At 65.2% G+C, this 14,790-nt stretch carries 16 protein-coding genes and 3 tRNA genes; 14 read left to right on the top strand and 5 right to left on the bottom strand.

Annotated elements, in window-relative coordinates; genetic code table 11:
• Window positions 1-81 precede the first annotated feature (81 nt).
• The 3 genes from AC1DIP_RS11940 to AC1DIP_RS11930 are packed head-to-tail and all read right to left on the bottom strand — an operon-like array spanning window position 82 to window position 2,431.
• Window positions 82-1,002: a cation diffusion facilitator family transporter gene (locus AC1DIP_RS11940; RefSeq protein ID WP_476208958.1), complete on the bottom strand. Its 921-nt coding sequence runs from the start codon at window positions 1,000-1,002 to the stop codon at window positions 82-84.
• A gap of 10 nt (window positions 1,003-1,012) precedes the next feature.
• Window positions 1,013-1,441, bottom strand: a complete 429-nt coding sequence (locus tag AC1DIP_RS11935; protein WP_477733852.1) for a metallopeptidase family protein — start codon at window positions 1,439-1,441, stop codon at window positions 1,013-1,015.
• A 9-nt stretch (window positions 1,442-1,450) separates the two neighbouring features.
• On the bottom strand, window positions 1,451-2,431 hold the full coding sequence (locus AC1DIP_RS11930; RefSeq protein ID WP_477733851.1) for a DMT family transporter: 981 nt from the start codon (window positions 2,429-2,431) through the stop codon (window positions 1,451-1,453).
• Window positions 2,432-2,501: 70 nt separating this feature from the next.
• Here AC1DIP_RS11930 and AC1DIP_RS11925 point away from each other — a divergent pair, with 70 nt between their 5' ends.
• Complete coding sequence (locus tag AC1DIP_RS11925) at window positions 2,502-3,194, top strand: DsbA family protein (RefSeq protein WP_477733850.1); 693 nt, start codon at window positions 2,502-2,504, stop codon at window positions 3,192-3,194.
• Window positions 3,195-3,229: 35 nt separating this feature from the next.
• Here AC1DIP_RS11925 and AC1DIP_RS11920 read toward each other — a convergent pair whose 3' ends face one another.
• Window positions 3,230-4,246 (bottom strand): PHP domain-containing protein, encoded by a 1,017-nt coding sequence (locus AC1DIP_RS11920; protein WP_477733849.1) that lies wholly within the window; start codon window positions 4,244-4,246, stop codon window positions 3,230-3,232.
• 164 nt (window positions 4,247-4,410) lie between these two features.
• Between AC1DIP_RS11920 and AC1DIP_RS11915 the strand changes: the two genes are divergently transcribed.
• The 9 genes from AC1DIP_RS11915 to AC1DIP_RS11875 all read left to right on the top strand — a co-directional run bounded on the left by AC1DIP_RS11915 (window position 4,411) and on the right by AC1DIP_RS11875 (window position 9,309).
• Window positions 4,411-4,483, top strand: a tRNA-Glu gene (locus tag AC1DIP_RS11915).
• Window positions 4,484-4,574: 91 nt separating this feature from the next.
• A tRNA-Asp gene (locus AC1DIP_RS11910) sits at window positions 4,575-4,648 on the top strand.
• A 48-nt stretch (window positions 4,649-4,696) separates the two neighbouring features.
• A tRNA-Phe gene (locus AC1DIP_RS11905) sits at window positions 4,697-4,772 on the top strand.
• Window positions 4,773-5,266: 494 nt separating this feature from the next.
• A complete protein-coding gene (locus AC1DIP_RS11900; protein ID WP_477733848.1) occupies window positions 5,267-6,859 on the top strand; it encodes a glycoside hydrolase family 68 protein in 1,593 nt (530 codons plus the stop codon).
• Window positions 6,860-7,051: 192 nt separating this feature from the next.
• A complete protein-coding gene (locus AC1DIP_RS11895) occupies window positions 7,052-7,501 on the top strand; it encodes an Asp23/Gls24 family envelope stress response protein (RefSeq protein ID WP_476208968.1) in 450 nt (149 codons plus the stop codon).
• Window positions 7,498-7,689 carry a hypothetical protein gene (locus AC1DIP_RS11890; protein WP_477733847.1) on the top strand — a complete coding sequence of 64 codons (192 nt, stop codon included), beginning with the start codon at window positions 7,498-7,500 and terminating at the stop codon, window positions 7,687-7,689. Before AC1DIP_RS11895 ends, AC1DIP_RS11890 begins: the two co-directional genes overlap by 4 nt.
• Window positions 7,686-8,066, top strand: a complete 381-nt coding sequence (locus AC1DIP_RS11885) for a hypothetical protein (RefSeq protein ID WP_476208971.1) — start codon at window positions 7,686-7,688, stop codon at window positions 8,064-8,066. Before AC1DIP_RS11890 ends, AC1DIP_RS11885 begins: the two co-directional genes overlap by 4 nt.
• Complete coding sequence (locus AC1DIP_RS11880) at window positions 8,063-8,701, top strand: Asp23/Gls24 family envelope stress response protein (RefSeq protein ID WP_476208973.1); 639 nt, start codon at window positions 8,063-8,065, stop codon at window positions 8,699-8,701. Before AC1DIP_RS11885 ends, AC1DIP_RS11880 begins: the two co-directional genes overlap by 4 nt.
• Window positions 8,698-9,309: a hypothetical protein gene (locus tag AC1DIP_RS11875; RefSeq protein ID WP_476208975.1), complete on the top strand. Its 612-nt coding sequence runs from the start codon at window positions 8,698-8,700 to the stop codon at window positions 9,307-9,309. Before AC1DIP_RS11880 ends, AC1DIP_RS11875 begins: the two co-directional genes overlap by 4 nt.
• A gap of 33 nt (window positions 9,310-9,342) precedes the next feature.
• On the opposite strand, the gene AC1DIP_RS11870 is transcribed toward AC1DIP_RS11875, so the two are convergent.
• On the bottom strand, window positions 9,343-11,151 hold the full coding sequence (locus AC1DIP_RS11870) for an alpha-amylase family glycosyl hydrolase (protein ID WP_476208977.1): 1,809 nt from the start codon (window positions 11,149-11,151) through the stop codon (window positions 9,343-9,345).
• Window positions 11,152-11,291: 140 nt separating this feature from the next.
• Between AC1DIP_RS11870 and AC1DIP_RS11865 the strand changes: the two genes are divergently transcribed.
• From AC1DIP_RS11865 to AC1DIP_RS11850, 4 genes are read left to right on the top strand one after another with little or no spacing between them, the layout of a single operon-like run.
• Window positions 11,292-12,578 carry an ABC transporter substrate-binding protein gene (locus AC1DIP_RS11865; RefSeq protein WP_477733846.1) on the top strand — a complete coding sequence of 429 codons (1,287 nt, stop codon included), beginning with the start codon at window positions 11,292-11,294 and terminating at the stop codon, window positions 12,576-12,578.
• A gap of 7 nt (window positions 12,579-12,585) precedes the next feature.
• Entirely contained in the window at window positions 12,586-13,623 is a 1,038-nt protein-coding gene (locus AC1DIP_RS11860) for an ABC transporter permease subunit (RefSeq protein ID WP_476208981.1), read from the top strand.
• Complete coding sequence (locus tag AC1DIP_RS11855; RefSeq protein ID WP_477733845.1) at window positions 13,620-14,519, top strand: carbohydrate ABC transporter permease; 900 nt, start codon at window positions 13,620-13,622, stop codon at window positions 14,517-14,519. The genes AC1DIP_RS11860 and AC1DIP_RS11855 overlap by 4 nt, the downstream gene beginning before the upstream one ends.
• Window positions 14,516-14,764, top strand: a complete 249-nt coding sequence (locus tag AC1DIP_RS11850; RefSeq protein ID WP_476208985.1) for a hypothetical protein — start codon at window positions 14,516-14,518, stop codon at window positions 14,762-14,764. Before AC1DIP_RS11855 ends, AC1DIP_RS11850 begins: the two co-directional genes overlap by 4 nt.
• Window positions 14,765-14,790 lie beyond the last annotated feature (26 nt).

Raw genomic sequence — 14,790 nt, 5'->3', positions numbered from 1 at the left:
ACATTGGCAACAGCAGTCACATCAATAACATAAACCACAATCATGTCATTCCTCGCGGAATTTCATGGGGGTGTGTCGGGGTCAGGCGTGCTGGTGTTCCTCGTGTTCTGAATGGCTGGCAGGCTCCAGCTGGAAGGTGCAGTGGTCCGTATCGAAATGGGAACCCAGGCAGGTGATGAGCTTGTCCAGCAACTGGTCGGCGCCCCGGGCGTTGAGCACCCCATCCTCCACCACCACGTGGGCCGAGAAGACGGGAACACCTGACGTGATGGTCCAGATGTGGATGTCGTGGACGTCGGTCACGCCGGCTACCGACAGGATGTGCTCGCGGATCATCTGGACTTCCACTCCTTTCGGGCTGGCCTCCAGCAGGACGTCCACCACGTCGCGCAGCAGGCTCCAGGCGCGGGGGAGGATCATCAGCGCAATGAGGACGGAGGCGATGGTGTCGGCTGCCTGGAAACCGGTGGCCATGATGACCACGGCTGCGATGATGACGGCCACCGAGCCCAGGAGGTCGCCCAGCACCTCCAGGTAGGCGCCGCGGATGTTCAGGCTCTCCTCCTGCGCCCCACGCAGGATCAGCAGCGATACCAGGTTCGCCACGGCGCCGAGGATTGCGGCGAACAGCATGATGTCCGTCTGTACCTCGGGGGGTGCGCCAAAGCGGCGGATGGCCTCCGTGAAAATCACCACGGAGATCACGATCAGGATCAGCGCATTCGCCAACGCCGCGAGCACCTCTGCCCGCTGGTAGCCGTAGGTCCGCTGGTCACTCGCCGGGCGGCCGGCGATCCAGGCGGCAAGCAGGGCGATGGTGACACCGGCCGCGTCGGAGAGCATATGCCCCGCGTCCGCCAGCAGGGACAAAGACCCGGACAGTACCGCGCCGACGATCTGGATGACCACAACGCCGAGCGTGATCCCCAGGACCGCCACCAGCCGTTTCCGGTGCCGCCCGGTGGCAGTGATTCCGTGGCCGTGGTTGTGGTCGTGTCCCATGCCTACAAGGCTAGCCCCAGCCCAGCTCGTGCAGCCGGTCGTCGGAAATCCCGAAGTGGTGGGCGATCTCATGGACCACGGTGACGGCCACTTCGTGGACCACCTCGTCCCGGGAGGCGCAGATTTCCAGGATGGGTTCGCGGAAGATGGTGATCCGGTCCGGGAGCGAGCCGGCGTCCCACCATGAATCGCGTTCGGTCAGGGGGACGCCTTCGTACAGTCCCAGCAGCACGGTGTCCGGGTCTTCCCCTGGGCCCGGCACGTAATCGTCGTCGATGAAGACTGCCACGTTGTCCATGGCGCGGGCCAGCCGGTCCGGGATGCCGTCCAGGGCATCCTGGACGGCGGCCTCGAATTCGTCGGCTGACATGGTGAAACCCGACGGTTCATGCTGCCCGTCAGGAATGATGGGCAGTCCCGGCGGAAGGCTGGCTGGCATACCCCGACTCTAGCTGGCTGGCCGGCCCGGCCCGTTGCGGGAGGGGCGCGTCCTGCGCCGGGTCAGTCCCACTCCCACCAGGCAGACCAGCCCGCCCACCAGCCCCCAGGCTGTGGGGATCTCCCCGAGCAGCAACCAGGAGATGAGCACTGTGGTCCCGGGCACCAGGTAGGTGGTGGCAGCCAGCTTCCCGGCGTCCACCAGCGAGAGCGCGTATGCCCAGGTTGTGAAGGCGATTGCAGTGGGAAACACACCCAGGTACGCCAGCGCCCAGGTGGCCTCCGGAGGGGCGGCCTGGACTTCGGACACCAGCTGCCCGGCGAACGGCAGGCAGCACACTGCGCCCACGATGATGCCGAACCAGGTTGCCTGCGCCGCCGGGAACTTCCGCACCACCGGCTTCTGGATGATGACGCTGACTGCGGCGAGCACCGCCGCGAGGAGGCAAAGCGCCACGCCTGCCAGGTCCGCCGTCGAACTTTCCCCGGGGCCGCGCGGCTGTCCGGAACCCAGGGCGATCAATGCAACCCCCGCGAACGCCACCGTGCTGCCGATGAGCAGCCAGCGGGGAAAGCCCTCTTTGAGGAAAATGCCGGCCATGATGGCCACCAAAATCGGGTTGACGTTGATCAGCAGGGCGCTGGTGCCGGCATCAAGGATGTGTTCGGCGGCGTTCAGGGCAACGTTGTAGCCGCCGAACCACATCACGCCATAGGCGAGGATGGGCAGCCATTCGCGTCCCTTGGGCAGTATCCGGCTCATGAGCAGTTGCGGCACCACCAGGAAAGCGAGGACGACGGCGGCAACCGCCAGCCTGCCGAGCGTCAGGGATCCGGGGGAGAAGTGCGGCCCGATGGCGCGGATGCCGACGAACGCGGAGGCCCACAGCACCACGGTAACCACCATGGCCGCCACGCCAAGGGCCTTCACGGGTGTGGGTGCTGCAGCGGGTGAAGCCAGGGGCTGGCGGGCGGGGCTGGTGGAAGGCATGAGTCAAATGTACGGCTGCTGCAGGCACCGAACTGGCGGAAATCGGCCATGTGGGTGCCCCCGGGCTAGGATGCGGACCATGTCCTCTCCTTCGGTTCCCGGCCGTGACACCCCGCGCCTTGTCAGGAAGATCATCTGGATCGCGCTCGCCCTCATCGTCCTGGGCGGCGTTGCCTGGTACGCGATCTTTGCCGCGACGAAGCCCCAGCAGGCGGCGCCTCCGGCCGCGGATGCTGGGCAACTTGTTCGTGCCGACAGCCACCGCCTCACTGCGCCTGCCGAGGAGAAGGCCCAATTGGTGGAGTTCTTGGATTTCGAGTGCCCATCCTGCGCTGCGGTCCATCCTTTCGTGGAGGAGCTCAAGGCGGAGTTCGGGGACAGGATTACCTTCGTCAACAGGTATTTTCCGCTCTCTGCACACCCCAATTCCGGCCCGGCAGCCCTGGCAGCGGAAGCGGCCGCGCAACAGGGCCAGTACCAGCAGATGTCCGCCAAGCTTTTCGAAAGCCAGTCCCAGTGGGCCGGCAGCCAGCAGTCCCAGGCGCCGCTGTTCCGCACCTACGCTGGGCAGCTGGGCCTGGACCTGGCGCAGTTCGATGCGGTCGTGGCGGACCAGGACACCGAGGAACGCGTCCTGGCCGACATCGCGGACGGCAATGCCCTCGGTGTCAACGGCACACCCACGTTCTTCCTCAACGGCGAGAAGCTCACGCTGTCCACCAAGGCGGACTTCCACCAGAAGCTGGCAGACGCCGTGAAGTAGCGGCGTTCAGCCCCGCTGACGGTTCCAGGCGCAGCCTAGCCCTGCGAAGCCCAGGCGAGGAGCTTGTCCACCGGCCACGTGGTGATGATCCGGTCTGCCGGAACGTTGTTGCGGGCTGCGCGTTCGGCGCCGTACTGCAGGAAATCCAGCTGCCCGGGGGCGTGGGCATCGCTGTCAATCGAGAACAGGCACCCGGCTTCCAAGGCCAGCTGGATCAGGGCATCGGGCGGGTCCTGCCGCTCCGGGCGTGAATTGATCTCCACGGCGACGTTGTGCTCCGCGCACGCTGCGAAGACTTCCTTGGCATCGAAGTCCGACGGCGGCCGCGTTCCGCGCGAGCCTTCGACCAGCCGTCCGGTGCAGTGGCCCAGGACGTTGGTCCGCGGGGCCGTGATGCCCCCAAGCATCCTGGTGGTCATGGTCTTCCGGTCTGCCCGGAGTTTTGAGTGGACGCTGGCCACCACGATGTCGAGGCGGTCCAGCAGGTCCGGTTCCTGGTCCAGCTCGCCCGATTCCAGGATGTCCACTTCGATCCCGGCCAGGAGCCGTGTGCGGCCGCCATTGCTGTTGATGCCTGCCACCACGTCCAGCTGGTCCCGCAGGCGTTCAGGGGATAGTCCGTTGGCGATGGTGAGGTTGGGCGAATGGTCGGTCAGGGCCAGGTACTCCCTGCCCAGCACCTCTGCGGCCGCCACCATCAGCTCAATGGGGGAGCCGCCGTCGGACCATTCACTGTGGCTGTGGAGGTCTCCGCGCAGGGCCCCGCCGATCTCTGCGCCGCCGGCTGCAAGCGGCTCGGCGCCCTTCTCCCGAAGGTCCGCCAGGTACTCGGGGACCTGGCCATCCACCGCCTGCCGGATCACCGTGAAGGTCCGGTCCCCGATCCCCTTCATCGATTTGAGCCGCCCGTTCCGGGCACGCACGTCCACTTCCGCCGGGCCGAGCGCGCCGATGGCGGCGGCTGCCTTTCGGAAGGCCTGGACCTTGAACGTGGCCGCACGTCCGCGCTCCAGCCAGAAAGCGATCTCGTTGAGCGCATCGACGGCATCCATCCGTCCATCTTGACCCGTCCCGGGGCCAAACGGCGGGGTTTTTCGCCGATTTTGGAATATTCCGGGTTAGCCCCTATAGTTTTAGAGTCCAGTTCGGAGAAACGCAGAGGACAAAGACGGAAAGCCCCGCTTGACGCCTTTTATTTTGTTCCGAACGGGTTCTGGCCCCCATCGTCTAGCGGCCTAGGACACCGCCCTTTCACGGCGGCGGCACGGGTTCGAATCCCGTTGGGGGTACGCAAGGAACTGGTCAAGCAGGCTAAAAAAGTCTGGTAGGCTGGAAGCCTTGAAAAAAGCGGTAGAGATACTGCAAAAGCAAGAAACGCAAGGCCCTGTAGCGCAGTTGGTTAGCGCGCCGCCCTGTCACGGCGGAGGTCGCGGGTTCAAGTCCCGTCAGGGTCGCTCTGATTGTTGGAAGAGATTCCGGCTGTCATGGTGACTAGTCACCTAGGCTCTGTAGCTCAGTTGGTAGAGCGTTCGACTGAAAATCGAAAGGTCACCGGATCGACGCCGGTCGGAGCCACCACTGGGAAGCATCAGTTCTTCGGAACTGGTGCTTTTCTGCTTTAACACCGGCCTTGGCAACCACCGACCCGGTTTCCGGGCTGCCGCGTCTCGACCTGCCGTCACGCATGGGTTGCAGTCCTGTGGTGAACGCAACATCGCAGCCACCGCCTAAAGAAATCTCTGGCACCCGGCGAAACATTTGACCTCTGCTGAAGGAATATGGCACGCGCGCGCCTTGGGTTGTGTAAGCGCTTGCACTCTACTCGCCGGTAACCGGATTTGGCTTATGAAACAGGGTTTGAACTGCCCGTTCCACCCCGTCTACGGTGGAGCGCGGCCGGAGGACAGCATGCTTTCCAACGGCCGGCCAGGCCCTACCCAGGCCTGTCTCTCCCGCAGCACAACGGCGTCCCCGATGACGCCTGAGGTGTTGCCGGGGCCGCGGTGTGTTTCGGGAGCATGGGCACACGCCCGCCTTCCACGAAAAGTCATAACTCCGCGAGAAGAGCAAGAATGCACAAGCACCCCCAACCCCGGCTGCTGCGGTGGCGCACCGCCGCCGCAGCGCTGGCGGCGACCCTGGCCGCCTCGGCCTTCCTGGCCGTCCCCGCGGCACAGGCCAATGAGCCCTCCGACCCTCCTGCAGTCCAGCAGATGCCTGCCCCCACGCCAGGCTTCCCCCTGCCGACGCAGCACACGCAGCAGGCCTTCGACCCGGCGTCGGACTTCACCTCCAAGTGGACCCGTGCGGACGCCAAGCAGATCATGGCGCAGAGCGACTCCACCGTCCAGCCGGGCACAAACTCCATGAGCCCGGACGTCACCATGCCGGAGATCCCGCAGGACTTCCCCACCATGAATGACGACGTCTGGGTGTGGGACACCTGGTCCCTGACGGACGCAAACGCGAACCAGGTCAGCTACAAGGGCTGGGACGTCATCTTCTCCCTGGTCGCTGACCGGCACGCCGGATACGGTTTCGACCAGCGCCACTGGAACGCCCGGATCGGGTACTTCTTCCGCAAGACCAACGCTGATCCGGCCAAGGACAAGTGGAACTACGGCGGGCACCTGTTCCTGGACAACACGTCCATCGGAAACACCGAGTGGTCCGGTTCCACCCGCCTGATGCAGGGCAACCACGTGAACGTCTTCTACACCGCCACCACCTTCTACGATGTGGCCGAGCGGAACGCCGGGGGCGGCGGAATCGCCCCCGACGCGGTCATCGCCAAGGCGTTGGGAAACATCCACGCCGACCAGAACGGCGTTACCTTCGACGGCTTCCAGCACACCAAGCTGCTTGAACCGGACGGAAAGATGTACCAGACCAAGGCGCAGAACGCCGGCTTTGCGTTCCGCGACCCGTACACCTTCCAGGACCCGGCCCACCCCGGCAAGACCTACATGGTCTTCGAAGGCAACACCGCAGAAAACCGCGGCGACTACCAATGCAAGGCCGAGGACCTGGGCTACCGCCCCGGGGACCCGCACGCAGAAAGCGTCACGGACGTCCAGAACAGCGACGCCTTCTACCAGACGGCCAACGTTGGGCTGGCGGTCGCGGACAACAAGGACTTGACCAAGTGGTCCTTCCTCCCTCCCATCCTTTCCGGGAACTGCGTGAACGACCAGACCGAACGCCCGCAGATCTTCATCCAGAATGAAAACGGCAAGAACAAGTACTACCTCTTCACCATCAGCCACCAGTTCACCTACGCGGCAGGCATGCGGGGTCCCGACGGCGTCTACGGGTTCGTGGGCAACGGGATCCGTTCGGACTACCAGCCCATGAACAACAGCGGCCTGGCCCTGGGCTCGCCCACGGACCTGAACCTTCCGTCCGAGTCTCCGGAGGCACCCACACCGAACCAGAACGGCCGGCAGTTCCAGGCATATTCGCACTACGTGCAGCCCGGCGGCCTGGTGCAGTCCTTCATCGACAACGTCAATGGAGTCCGTGGCGGTTCCCTTTCGCCGACGGTAAAGATCAACTTCCGCGACGGCGTGTCCCAGGTGGACAGGACGTTCGGCCGGAACGGACTGGGTCCGTTCGGCTACCTGCCCACCAACGTCAGGGTCGGCGGCGAGGGCCTCTACAAGTAGGCCGAGGCGCCGCGGCAGTACCAAGCAGAACGTGACCCAGGCGGGGAGCCCCACGGCTCCCCGCCTGGTTCCTTTAACCGCTTTCAGTCAACCACTCCTTGACCCGGGTCGCGTGCAACGGCGCCGACGGGTTTCCAGCCCATCTGTCGCAGCCTGGGGATAGGGTGGAACCAACAGAAGGGGGAGTGCCTGATGGAATACCAGAACCCACAACCCGTGGTGCCCAACCGTCCTGCCGCCAGCCCGGCTCCCGGCCCGGGCCGGACAGTCATTTCCGAGACCGCCGTGGCAAAGGTCGCGGGGATCGCCGCCCGCGCGGTTCCCGGCGTCTACTCCCTGGGGTCGGGCCCGTCCCGTGCCTTGGGCGCCATTCGCGACGCCGTCGGCAGCTCCGACCACGCCGCCGGCGTCCACGCGGAAGTCGGCGAAACACAGGTAGCCGTCGATATCACCCTGGTGGCCAGCTACGGAACGCCCCTGCACGCGCTGGCCAACGACGTCCGTGCCGCCGTTTACCGCGCGGTCGAAGAGCTGGTAGGTCTGCAGGTGATCGAGGTGAACGTCGAAATCACCGACGTCTACGTCCCACCGCCGGTAAAGACGGCTACTCCGGCCGCTGCCGAACGGGAGGCGCTGCTGTGAACCTCACCGTGGCAGGCACGGCCATGGGCGCATTCGTGGCGTTCATGTCGCTGCAGTTCGGCCTTTGGGGCTTCCTGGTTTCCCTTCTCTTCATGGCCGTTGGAGCCCTCCTGGGCCGTGCCGCCGAAGGAAAGCTGGACCTGCGCGGCATTTTCGATGCCATCATCGGCCGGCGCTCGTCCTCATGAGCTCGCCCGCGCCCGTTGTGCGTGCGCAGGCGCTCAGCGGCCATAACCGGATCAGTACCCAGGCTTTGACCAGCCTCGCCAAAGCGGCGGCTGCGCAGGCGCTGGGCGTCGACGCCCAGGACATCCGTGCGGACTGGACGGACGACGACGGCCTGCTGGCTTTGTCCCTCGTGGCCCCCATCAGCATCCCGCCGCTACAGGCCGTGGCAGCGGACCGGGCCAGAATTGGCGCCGTTGGAGGATCCATCTGGGACCGCACCGTGAAAGCCAAGGAGAGCATCCTGGCAAAAGTGTCGGAACTGAGCGGTTCACAGGTAAGCCGGGTGGATATCCGCATCAGTGGGGCAAGGATCAGTACAGAAGGGCGGGTACGGTGAGCAGCAGCGTGGGAAGCCGCCGGGCCGGCAGCGGATCCCGGAGGGGCAACGGCCCGGACATGCGCAGGGTGGTCTACCGCGAGACACATTCCGGCAGGGCCGTTGTGTCGGTTGTGGCCGCCGTCCTGGTCCTGGTGTTTGCCGGTTACGGAGTCCTTGAATCCGGTGTGCACGCGGTGGGGCAGCCGGCGTGGCTGGTGGAGCCGCAGGTGGCGGCCCAGCGCATCGTGGACCTTCCCGCCGGGATACCCCCGCTGCTGCTGGCGGCAATCGGCGCCGTGCTCGCCATGCTGGGATTGATTTTCCTGCTTAATGGGATCCTCCCGGGGAAGCGCGCGCGCCATGTGCTGGCCGGCGCGTCCGGCGAAGGACTCCCCGCCGTGGTGGTGGACGACGAGGTCATCGCGTCCTCCCTGGCCCGCCGCGCACGCCTCGCCGCCAATGTCACGCCGGACCAGGTCATGGTGGTTCTCTCCCAGCGGCAGGTGCTGGTGAATGTCCGCCCTACCTCCGGCGTCCCGGTAAACCCGGAAAGGGTACTTGAGGCCGTACGGGATGAGCTGGACCAGATGTTGCTGGAACCGGCACCCGTTCCGCGCGTCAATGTGGCGCCCTCGGGGGTGATCGGGGCATGAACAGCACCCCGGTACTGCTCAACCGCATCCTGCTCACCGCGCTGGGCCTGCTCCTGCTGGGGGCCGGGCTCCTCCTGGTGCTGCTGGCCACCGTTCCCCCCGTGGGCGCCTGGTGGCATTCGTGGTCTTCCGGGGCCTGGGGTGGCATCAACCGGGTGTTTGATTCCACCCGTTTCCCTGGGCGGCCGGAAAGCTGGTTATGGATCGTAGTGGCCTTGGCCCTGCTGGCACTGATGGGGCTCATGGTGGCCTGGATGGCCCAGCAGGGCAAAGGCAAGTCAAGCCTGCTGGCCGCCGAATACGATCCCGGTGAGACCGCCGGCGACGTGCGGATCGGTGGCGGGGTGGCAGAACAGGCTCTCCGGCATGCCCTCGAAGGGCGCCCGGACCTCGCCGGTGCCACCGTCACCACCTACGAGGTCAAGGGAGCGCCCGCCTTGAAGGTCCGGCTCCTGCCGCGCCAGGGCGTGGCCCCGCACCTGCTGGCCGCCGAGGTCGCCGGACTCGTGGACGCCCTGGAGGCCGTGGTGGGCAAGGAGATTCCCGTCCTTATCCACATCGGCGCCGGGGCACGGACACGCTTCGGCAGGGCTGAGCGCGTCCGTTGACATGCCGCCGGAGGGCGTCCGGGCGCAAGGATTCTACCTGCCGCCCATGAGGTACACGGTGGTGTCCACGGGAACCTCCCGCATGCCGGTCCATTCGTCGGAGGGTTCGGGGCCGCTGGAGAGCACCACGGCCAACCCCTCGGGCACGGGGGCGGAAGCAAAGCCCATGTTGGACAGGACCGTCACGGCTCCATTCCGGAACGCCAGAAGGCCGCTGTCCGGAGCGTGTTCATCCGTCCACTCCACGCTGCCGCTGCCCAGCTGTTGTGCCGCCCGAAGGGCCAGGGCTGCCCGGTACAGCTCAAGGGTTGAGCCGTCCTCGCCGTCCTGCAGGTCGGCGGCCAGGGGCCCGAAGCTTTCCGGCTGGGGGAGCCACGGCCCTGGCGCCTGCCCGGACAACTCACCCGAGAACCCGTACCCGGGTTGGTCCGCAGTCCATGGCAGCGGGACCCGGCAGCCGTCGCGGCCGATTTCGGCACCATGGGTTCGGAAGAATGTGGGGTCCTGCCGGGCCTGGTCAGGAAGTGAAGTGTGCTCAGGCAGGCCCAGTTCCTCGCCCTGGTAAAGGTAGGCGGAGCCAGGCAAAGCCAGCGCAACCAGCGTCGCGGCGCGGGCCCGCGCCAGGCCCAGGGCAGGGTCGGGCTGTTCGTCGGCCGCCCCGATGCCCTTGGGGAACGTGGTGGGATCCTTGAGCCCGAACCGCGTGGTGTGCCGCACGGTGTCGTGGTTGCTGAGCACCCAGGTGGACGGAGCCCCCACGGATGCTGCCGCCGCCAGGGAGGCGTCGATGGCGTCAGCCATGCGTTCGGCATCCCAGCCTGCCAGGAGGAAGTCGAAGTTGAAGGCCTGCTGCATTTCATCCGGCCGGACATAGCGGGCCAGGCGCTCGGCCGGTTCCACCCAGGCCTCAGCCACCATCATGCGGTCTCCGCCGTACTCCGCCAGGACGCGGTTCCAGTCCCGGTAGATGGCGTGGACGCCGTCCTGGTCGAAGAACGGAGACGGCGGATACATGGGGGAAACGGCCCTGTGGGGTTCTTCTGCGTCGGTGTGGGCATGGGGTGCATCCCCGGGCAGATGGCTCTCCAGAGGGGGAGCGGAGGTTCCCTCCACCATGGCGGCAACGCCGTCCCAGTCCGGAAGTCCCGCTTCCTTTACCAGGCCGTGGGCAACATCCACGCGGAAGCCGTCGGCCCCGCGGTCCAGCCAGAAGCGCAGTACCGCACGCATTTCCTCCTGGACCTCCGGGTTGTCCCAATTCAGGTCCGGTTGCTTGGTGTCGAAAAGATGGAGGTACCACTGGCCCGGCGACCCGTCCGCCTCCTGCACGCGGCTCCAGGCCGGCCCGCCGAACACGGATTTCCAGTTGTTGGGAGCCCGGCCGCCGTCTCCCGATCCCGGCACCTCATCCTTGCCGTCCCTGAACATATACCTGTGCCGCGCAGGGCTCCCCGGGGGTGCCGCCAACGCCTCCCGGAACCAGGCGTGCTCGTCAGAGGTGTGGTTGGGAACCAGGTCCACGATGACTTTCAGCCCGCGTCGGTGAGCTTCCTGCAACATGGCGTCGAAGTCTTCCAGGGAGCCGAAAAGCGGGTCGACCTGGCGGTAGTCGGCGACGTCGTACCCGCCGTCTGCCTGCGGCGACTTGTAGAACGGGGAGAGCCAGATGGCATCCACTCCAAGGGCCTCCAAGTAGGGAAGCCGGCCCGTGACGCCGCGGAGATCGCCCATGCCATCACCGTTACCGTCCGCAAACGACCGGGGATAAATCTGGTACACCACGGCGTCCGCCCACCACGCAGAGGGGGCTGGGTCCGGCACCGGAACGGCTGGATCGGTCATTTGGTTCCCCTCTGATAACTTTTTGATGTAAACGCTTGCATTGCAGACAGCAACCTTACTAGTGTGACTGTCACCACATCAACCTCACCTAGCAAGCGCACTGTCGACTTACTTGTCACTCAGCGAGGAGCTTCAAGCTAATGAAAACCCCGAGATTCCTGCTTCCGGCTGCCACAGCCGGCATTCTGGCCCTGACGTTGTCCGCCTGCGGCGGCGGAGGTGGAGGCGGTACCACAGGCGGTGGCAGCGACGCTGACGCCAACCTCGATTCCCGCGGCCCGATCACTTTCGTGCAGGGCAAGGACAACAACAATGTGATCCGCCCGCTCATCGATAAGTGGAATGCAGCCCACAAGGATGAGCAGGTCACTTTCAAGGAGCAGACCGACCAGGCAGACCAGCAGCATGACGACCTGGTGCAGCACTTCCAGGCCAAGCAGTCGGACTACGATGTGACGGACGTGGACGTCGTCTGGACCGCTGAGTTTGCGGCCAAGGGCTGGCTGCAGCCGTTGAAGGACAAGATGGCTGTCGACACGAGTGCCATGCTTCCGGCAACGGTGAACAGTGCCACGTACAAGGGCACCCTGTATGCCGCTCCCCGCACTTCAGATGGCGGTATCCTCTTCTACCGCAAGGACCTGGTCCCCAACCCGCCCAAGACCTGGGACGAGATGATGGGCATGTGCTCCATTGCCCAGCAGAACAACATTGGTTGCTACGCCGGACAGTTCAGCAAGTACGAGGGCCTCACCGTCAATGCCTCCGAGGCCATTAACTCCGCCGGCGGCTCGGTCCTGGACAAGGACGGCAAGCCGAGCCTGAACACTCCCGAGGCAAAGGCTGGTTTGGGGAACCTGGCCAAGGCGTACGCCGACGGCAACATCCCGAAGGAAGCCATCACCTACAAGGAAGAGGACAGCCGGCAGGCCTTCCAGAGCGGCAAGCTCCTGTTCCTGCGCAACTGGCCATATGTCTACAGCCTGATGAGCACTGAAGGGTCTTCCGCGGTCAAGGACAAGTTCGGCATGGCAGCTCTTCCGGGCAAGGACGGCCCGGGTGCCTCCTCGCTGGGCGGCCACAACACCGCGATCAGCGTGTACTCCAAGCACAAGGCCACCGCCCTGGACTTCGTAAAGTTCCTGACGTCCGCCGAGAGTGAGAAGTTCTACGCCACCCAGGGCTCCCTCGCTCCGGTCCTCGGATCGCTGTACTCGGACCAGGAGTTGGTTGCCAAGCTGCCTTACCTGCCGGTCCTGAAGACGTCGATCGACAACGCCGTTCCGCGTCCCGTGACGCCGTTCTACCCGGCTGTCACCAAGGCAATCCAAGACAATGCCTACTCCGCAATCAAGGGAGAAAAGTCAGTGGAAACAGCACTTTCTGACATGCAGAAGTCCATCGAATCCGCCGGTGCGGGATCGTAGTTCTGCCATGGCAACCGAACTAGGCCCGACGCCGGTCAAGGCACCGGCGTCGGGCGGGACCCCCGTCCACCGCGGGCCCAAGGGCGTAGGGGAGGACAACAGGATCGCCAGCCAGGGCCGCTGGGCATCCTGGCTGCTCGCCCCCACCATCATTGCCTTGGGCACCGTGATCGTTTACCCCATCATCAGCGCCATCGTGATGTCCTTCCAGAAGGACGCCGGCCTTGATCCAGCCACCGGCCTGTTCACCGCAGGCGGCCCGGCAGGCATCCAGAACTACGTGAACTGGCTCGCTCAGCAGTGTTCAGCCCCGGCAGGCGGAACAGTCGCCTGCCCGCCAGGCACGCTGGGAGGCCAATTCTGGTCCGCCACCGCTACAACCTTCTTCTTCACCATCGTCACGGTGTCGCTGGAAACTGTCCTGGGCTTCTGGATGGCCATGATCATGGCCCGGGAGTTCCGCGGACGCAGCCTGGTCCGCGCAGCTGTCCTGGTGCCGTGGGCCATCCCCACGGCGGTAACGGCCAAGCTCTGGTTCTTCATCTTCGCCTTCGAGGGCATTGCCAACAAGCTGTTCAACACCACCATCCTGTGGACGGGCAGCGAATGGCCGGCCAAGTGGGCCGTGGTCATAGCCGACGTCTGGAAGACCACGCCGTTCATGGCGCTGCTGATCCTGGCGGGCCTGCAGATGATCCCGGCGGAAGTCTACGAAGCCGCGAAGGTTGATGGCGCCACTGCCTGGCAGCGGTTCCGCCTGATCACGCTTCCTTTGGTCAAGCCCGCACTGATGGTGGCCATCCTGTTCCGTACCCTGGATGCGCTGCGCATGTTCGACCTGCCGTACATCCTCACCGGCGGGGCCAACAACACCACCACCTTGTCCATCCTGGTGATCAACCAGATCAGGCAAGGATTCAATGCGGCGGCTGCCCTGTCCACCATCACGTTCATCATCATCTTCCTCGTCGCCTTCATCTTTGTCCGCTTCCTCGGGGCCAACGTTGTTGAGCAGAGCGGCGCCACAGGAAAGGGGAAGAAATGACCACGGCAACAGCAGACGCCTCGGCGCTGCGGGCCCAGCAGGACAAGGGCCGGAAGGCCGCCCAGAACCGGGAAAAGTGGGCACAGGGGCGCACGTACATCAGCGCCCTGGTCATCCTGCTTTGGTGCCTGGCCCCGGCCTACTGGATGGTGGTGACGGCGTTCCGCGAGGTCGGCTTCACCTACGACACCTCGATCCTGCCCAGCCATGTCACCCTGGACAACTTCAAGACCGCCTTCGATACGTCCTTTGGCAACAGGTTTGGGCAGGCGCTGCTGAACAGCGTGTTCATCGGCGGCGTGGTGACGTTGGTGTCCCTGCTGATTGGCGTGTTCGCCGCGTACGCCCTTGCCCGCTTGAACTTCAAGGGCAAGTTCCTGGTCCTCGGCTTCATCCTGGGTGCATCCATGTTCCCCGGCGTTGCCCTGATCACCCCGCTGTTCCAGCTGTTCACCAACATCGGCTGGATGGGTACGTACCAGGCGCTGATTATCCCCAACATCTCCTTCGTGCTCCCGCTGACGGTCTACACCATGACCTCGTTCTTCCGGGAAATGCCGTGGGAGCTCGAGGAATCAGCCCGCGTGGACGGCTGCACACAGGGCCAGGCATTCCGCAAGGTCATCATGCCGCTGGCTGCTCCGGCAATCTTCACCACCGCAATCCTGGCCTTCATCTCCTCGTGGAATGAGTTCCTGATTGCCAGCCAGCTGTCCAGCGACGCAACCCAGCCGGTGACGGTGGCCATCGCCAACTTCGCCGGTGCACAGCCCAACCAGATCCCGTACACGGCCATCATGGCCGCGGGCACCATCGTCACCATCCCGCTGGTGATCCTGGTGCTGGTCTTCCAGCGCAAGATCGTAGCCGGCCTCACGGCAGGTGCGGTCAAGTGACGGACGCCGGTTCCCGCCCCCGGACCCCGGGGGCGGGAAACCGCAGCCGGTTGGTCCGCTCGGGTGAGGACTTCGACATCATCATCGGCTTCCTTGCATTCTGGGCGCTGGTTCTCCTGGTGATCACTGTGTGGATGGAAGTTACAGCCCAGCCTGCCCTTGGATGGGCGCTGGGCCTCCTGGCCACCCTGCTGGCCCTGTATGGCATGGTACGGCTGCGCCGGAAACTTCCAGCCCGACGATAGGGAAGTCGACGCCGGTTACCGGCGGC

This window comes from Pseudarthrobacter sp. 05T312 (genome assembly GCF_056396685.1).
This window is presented reverse-complemented; position numbering and strand designations above follow the sequence as displayed.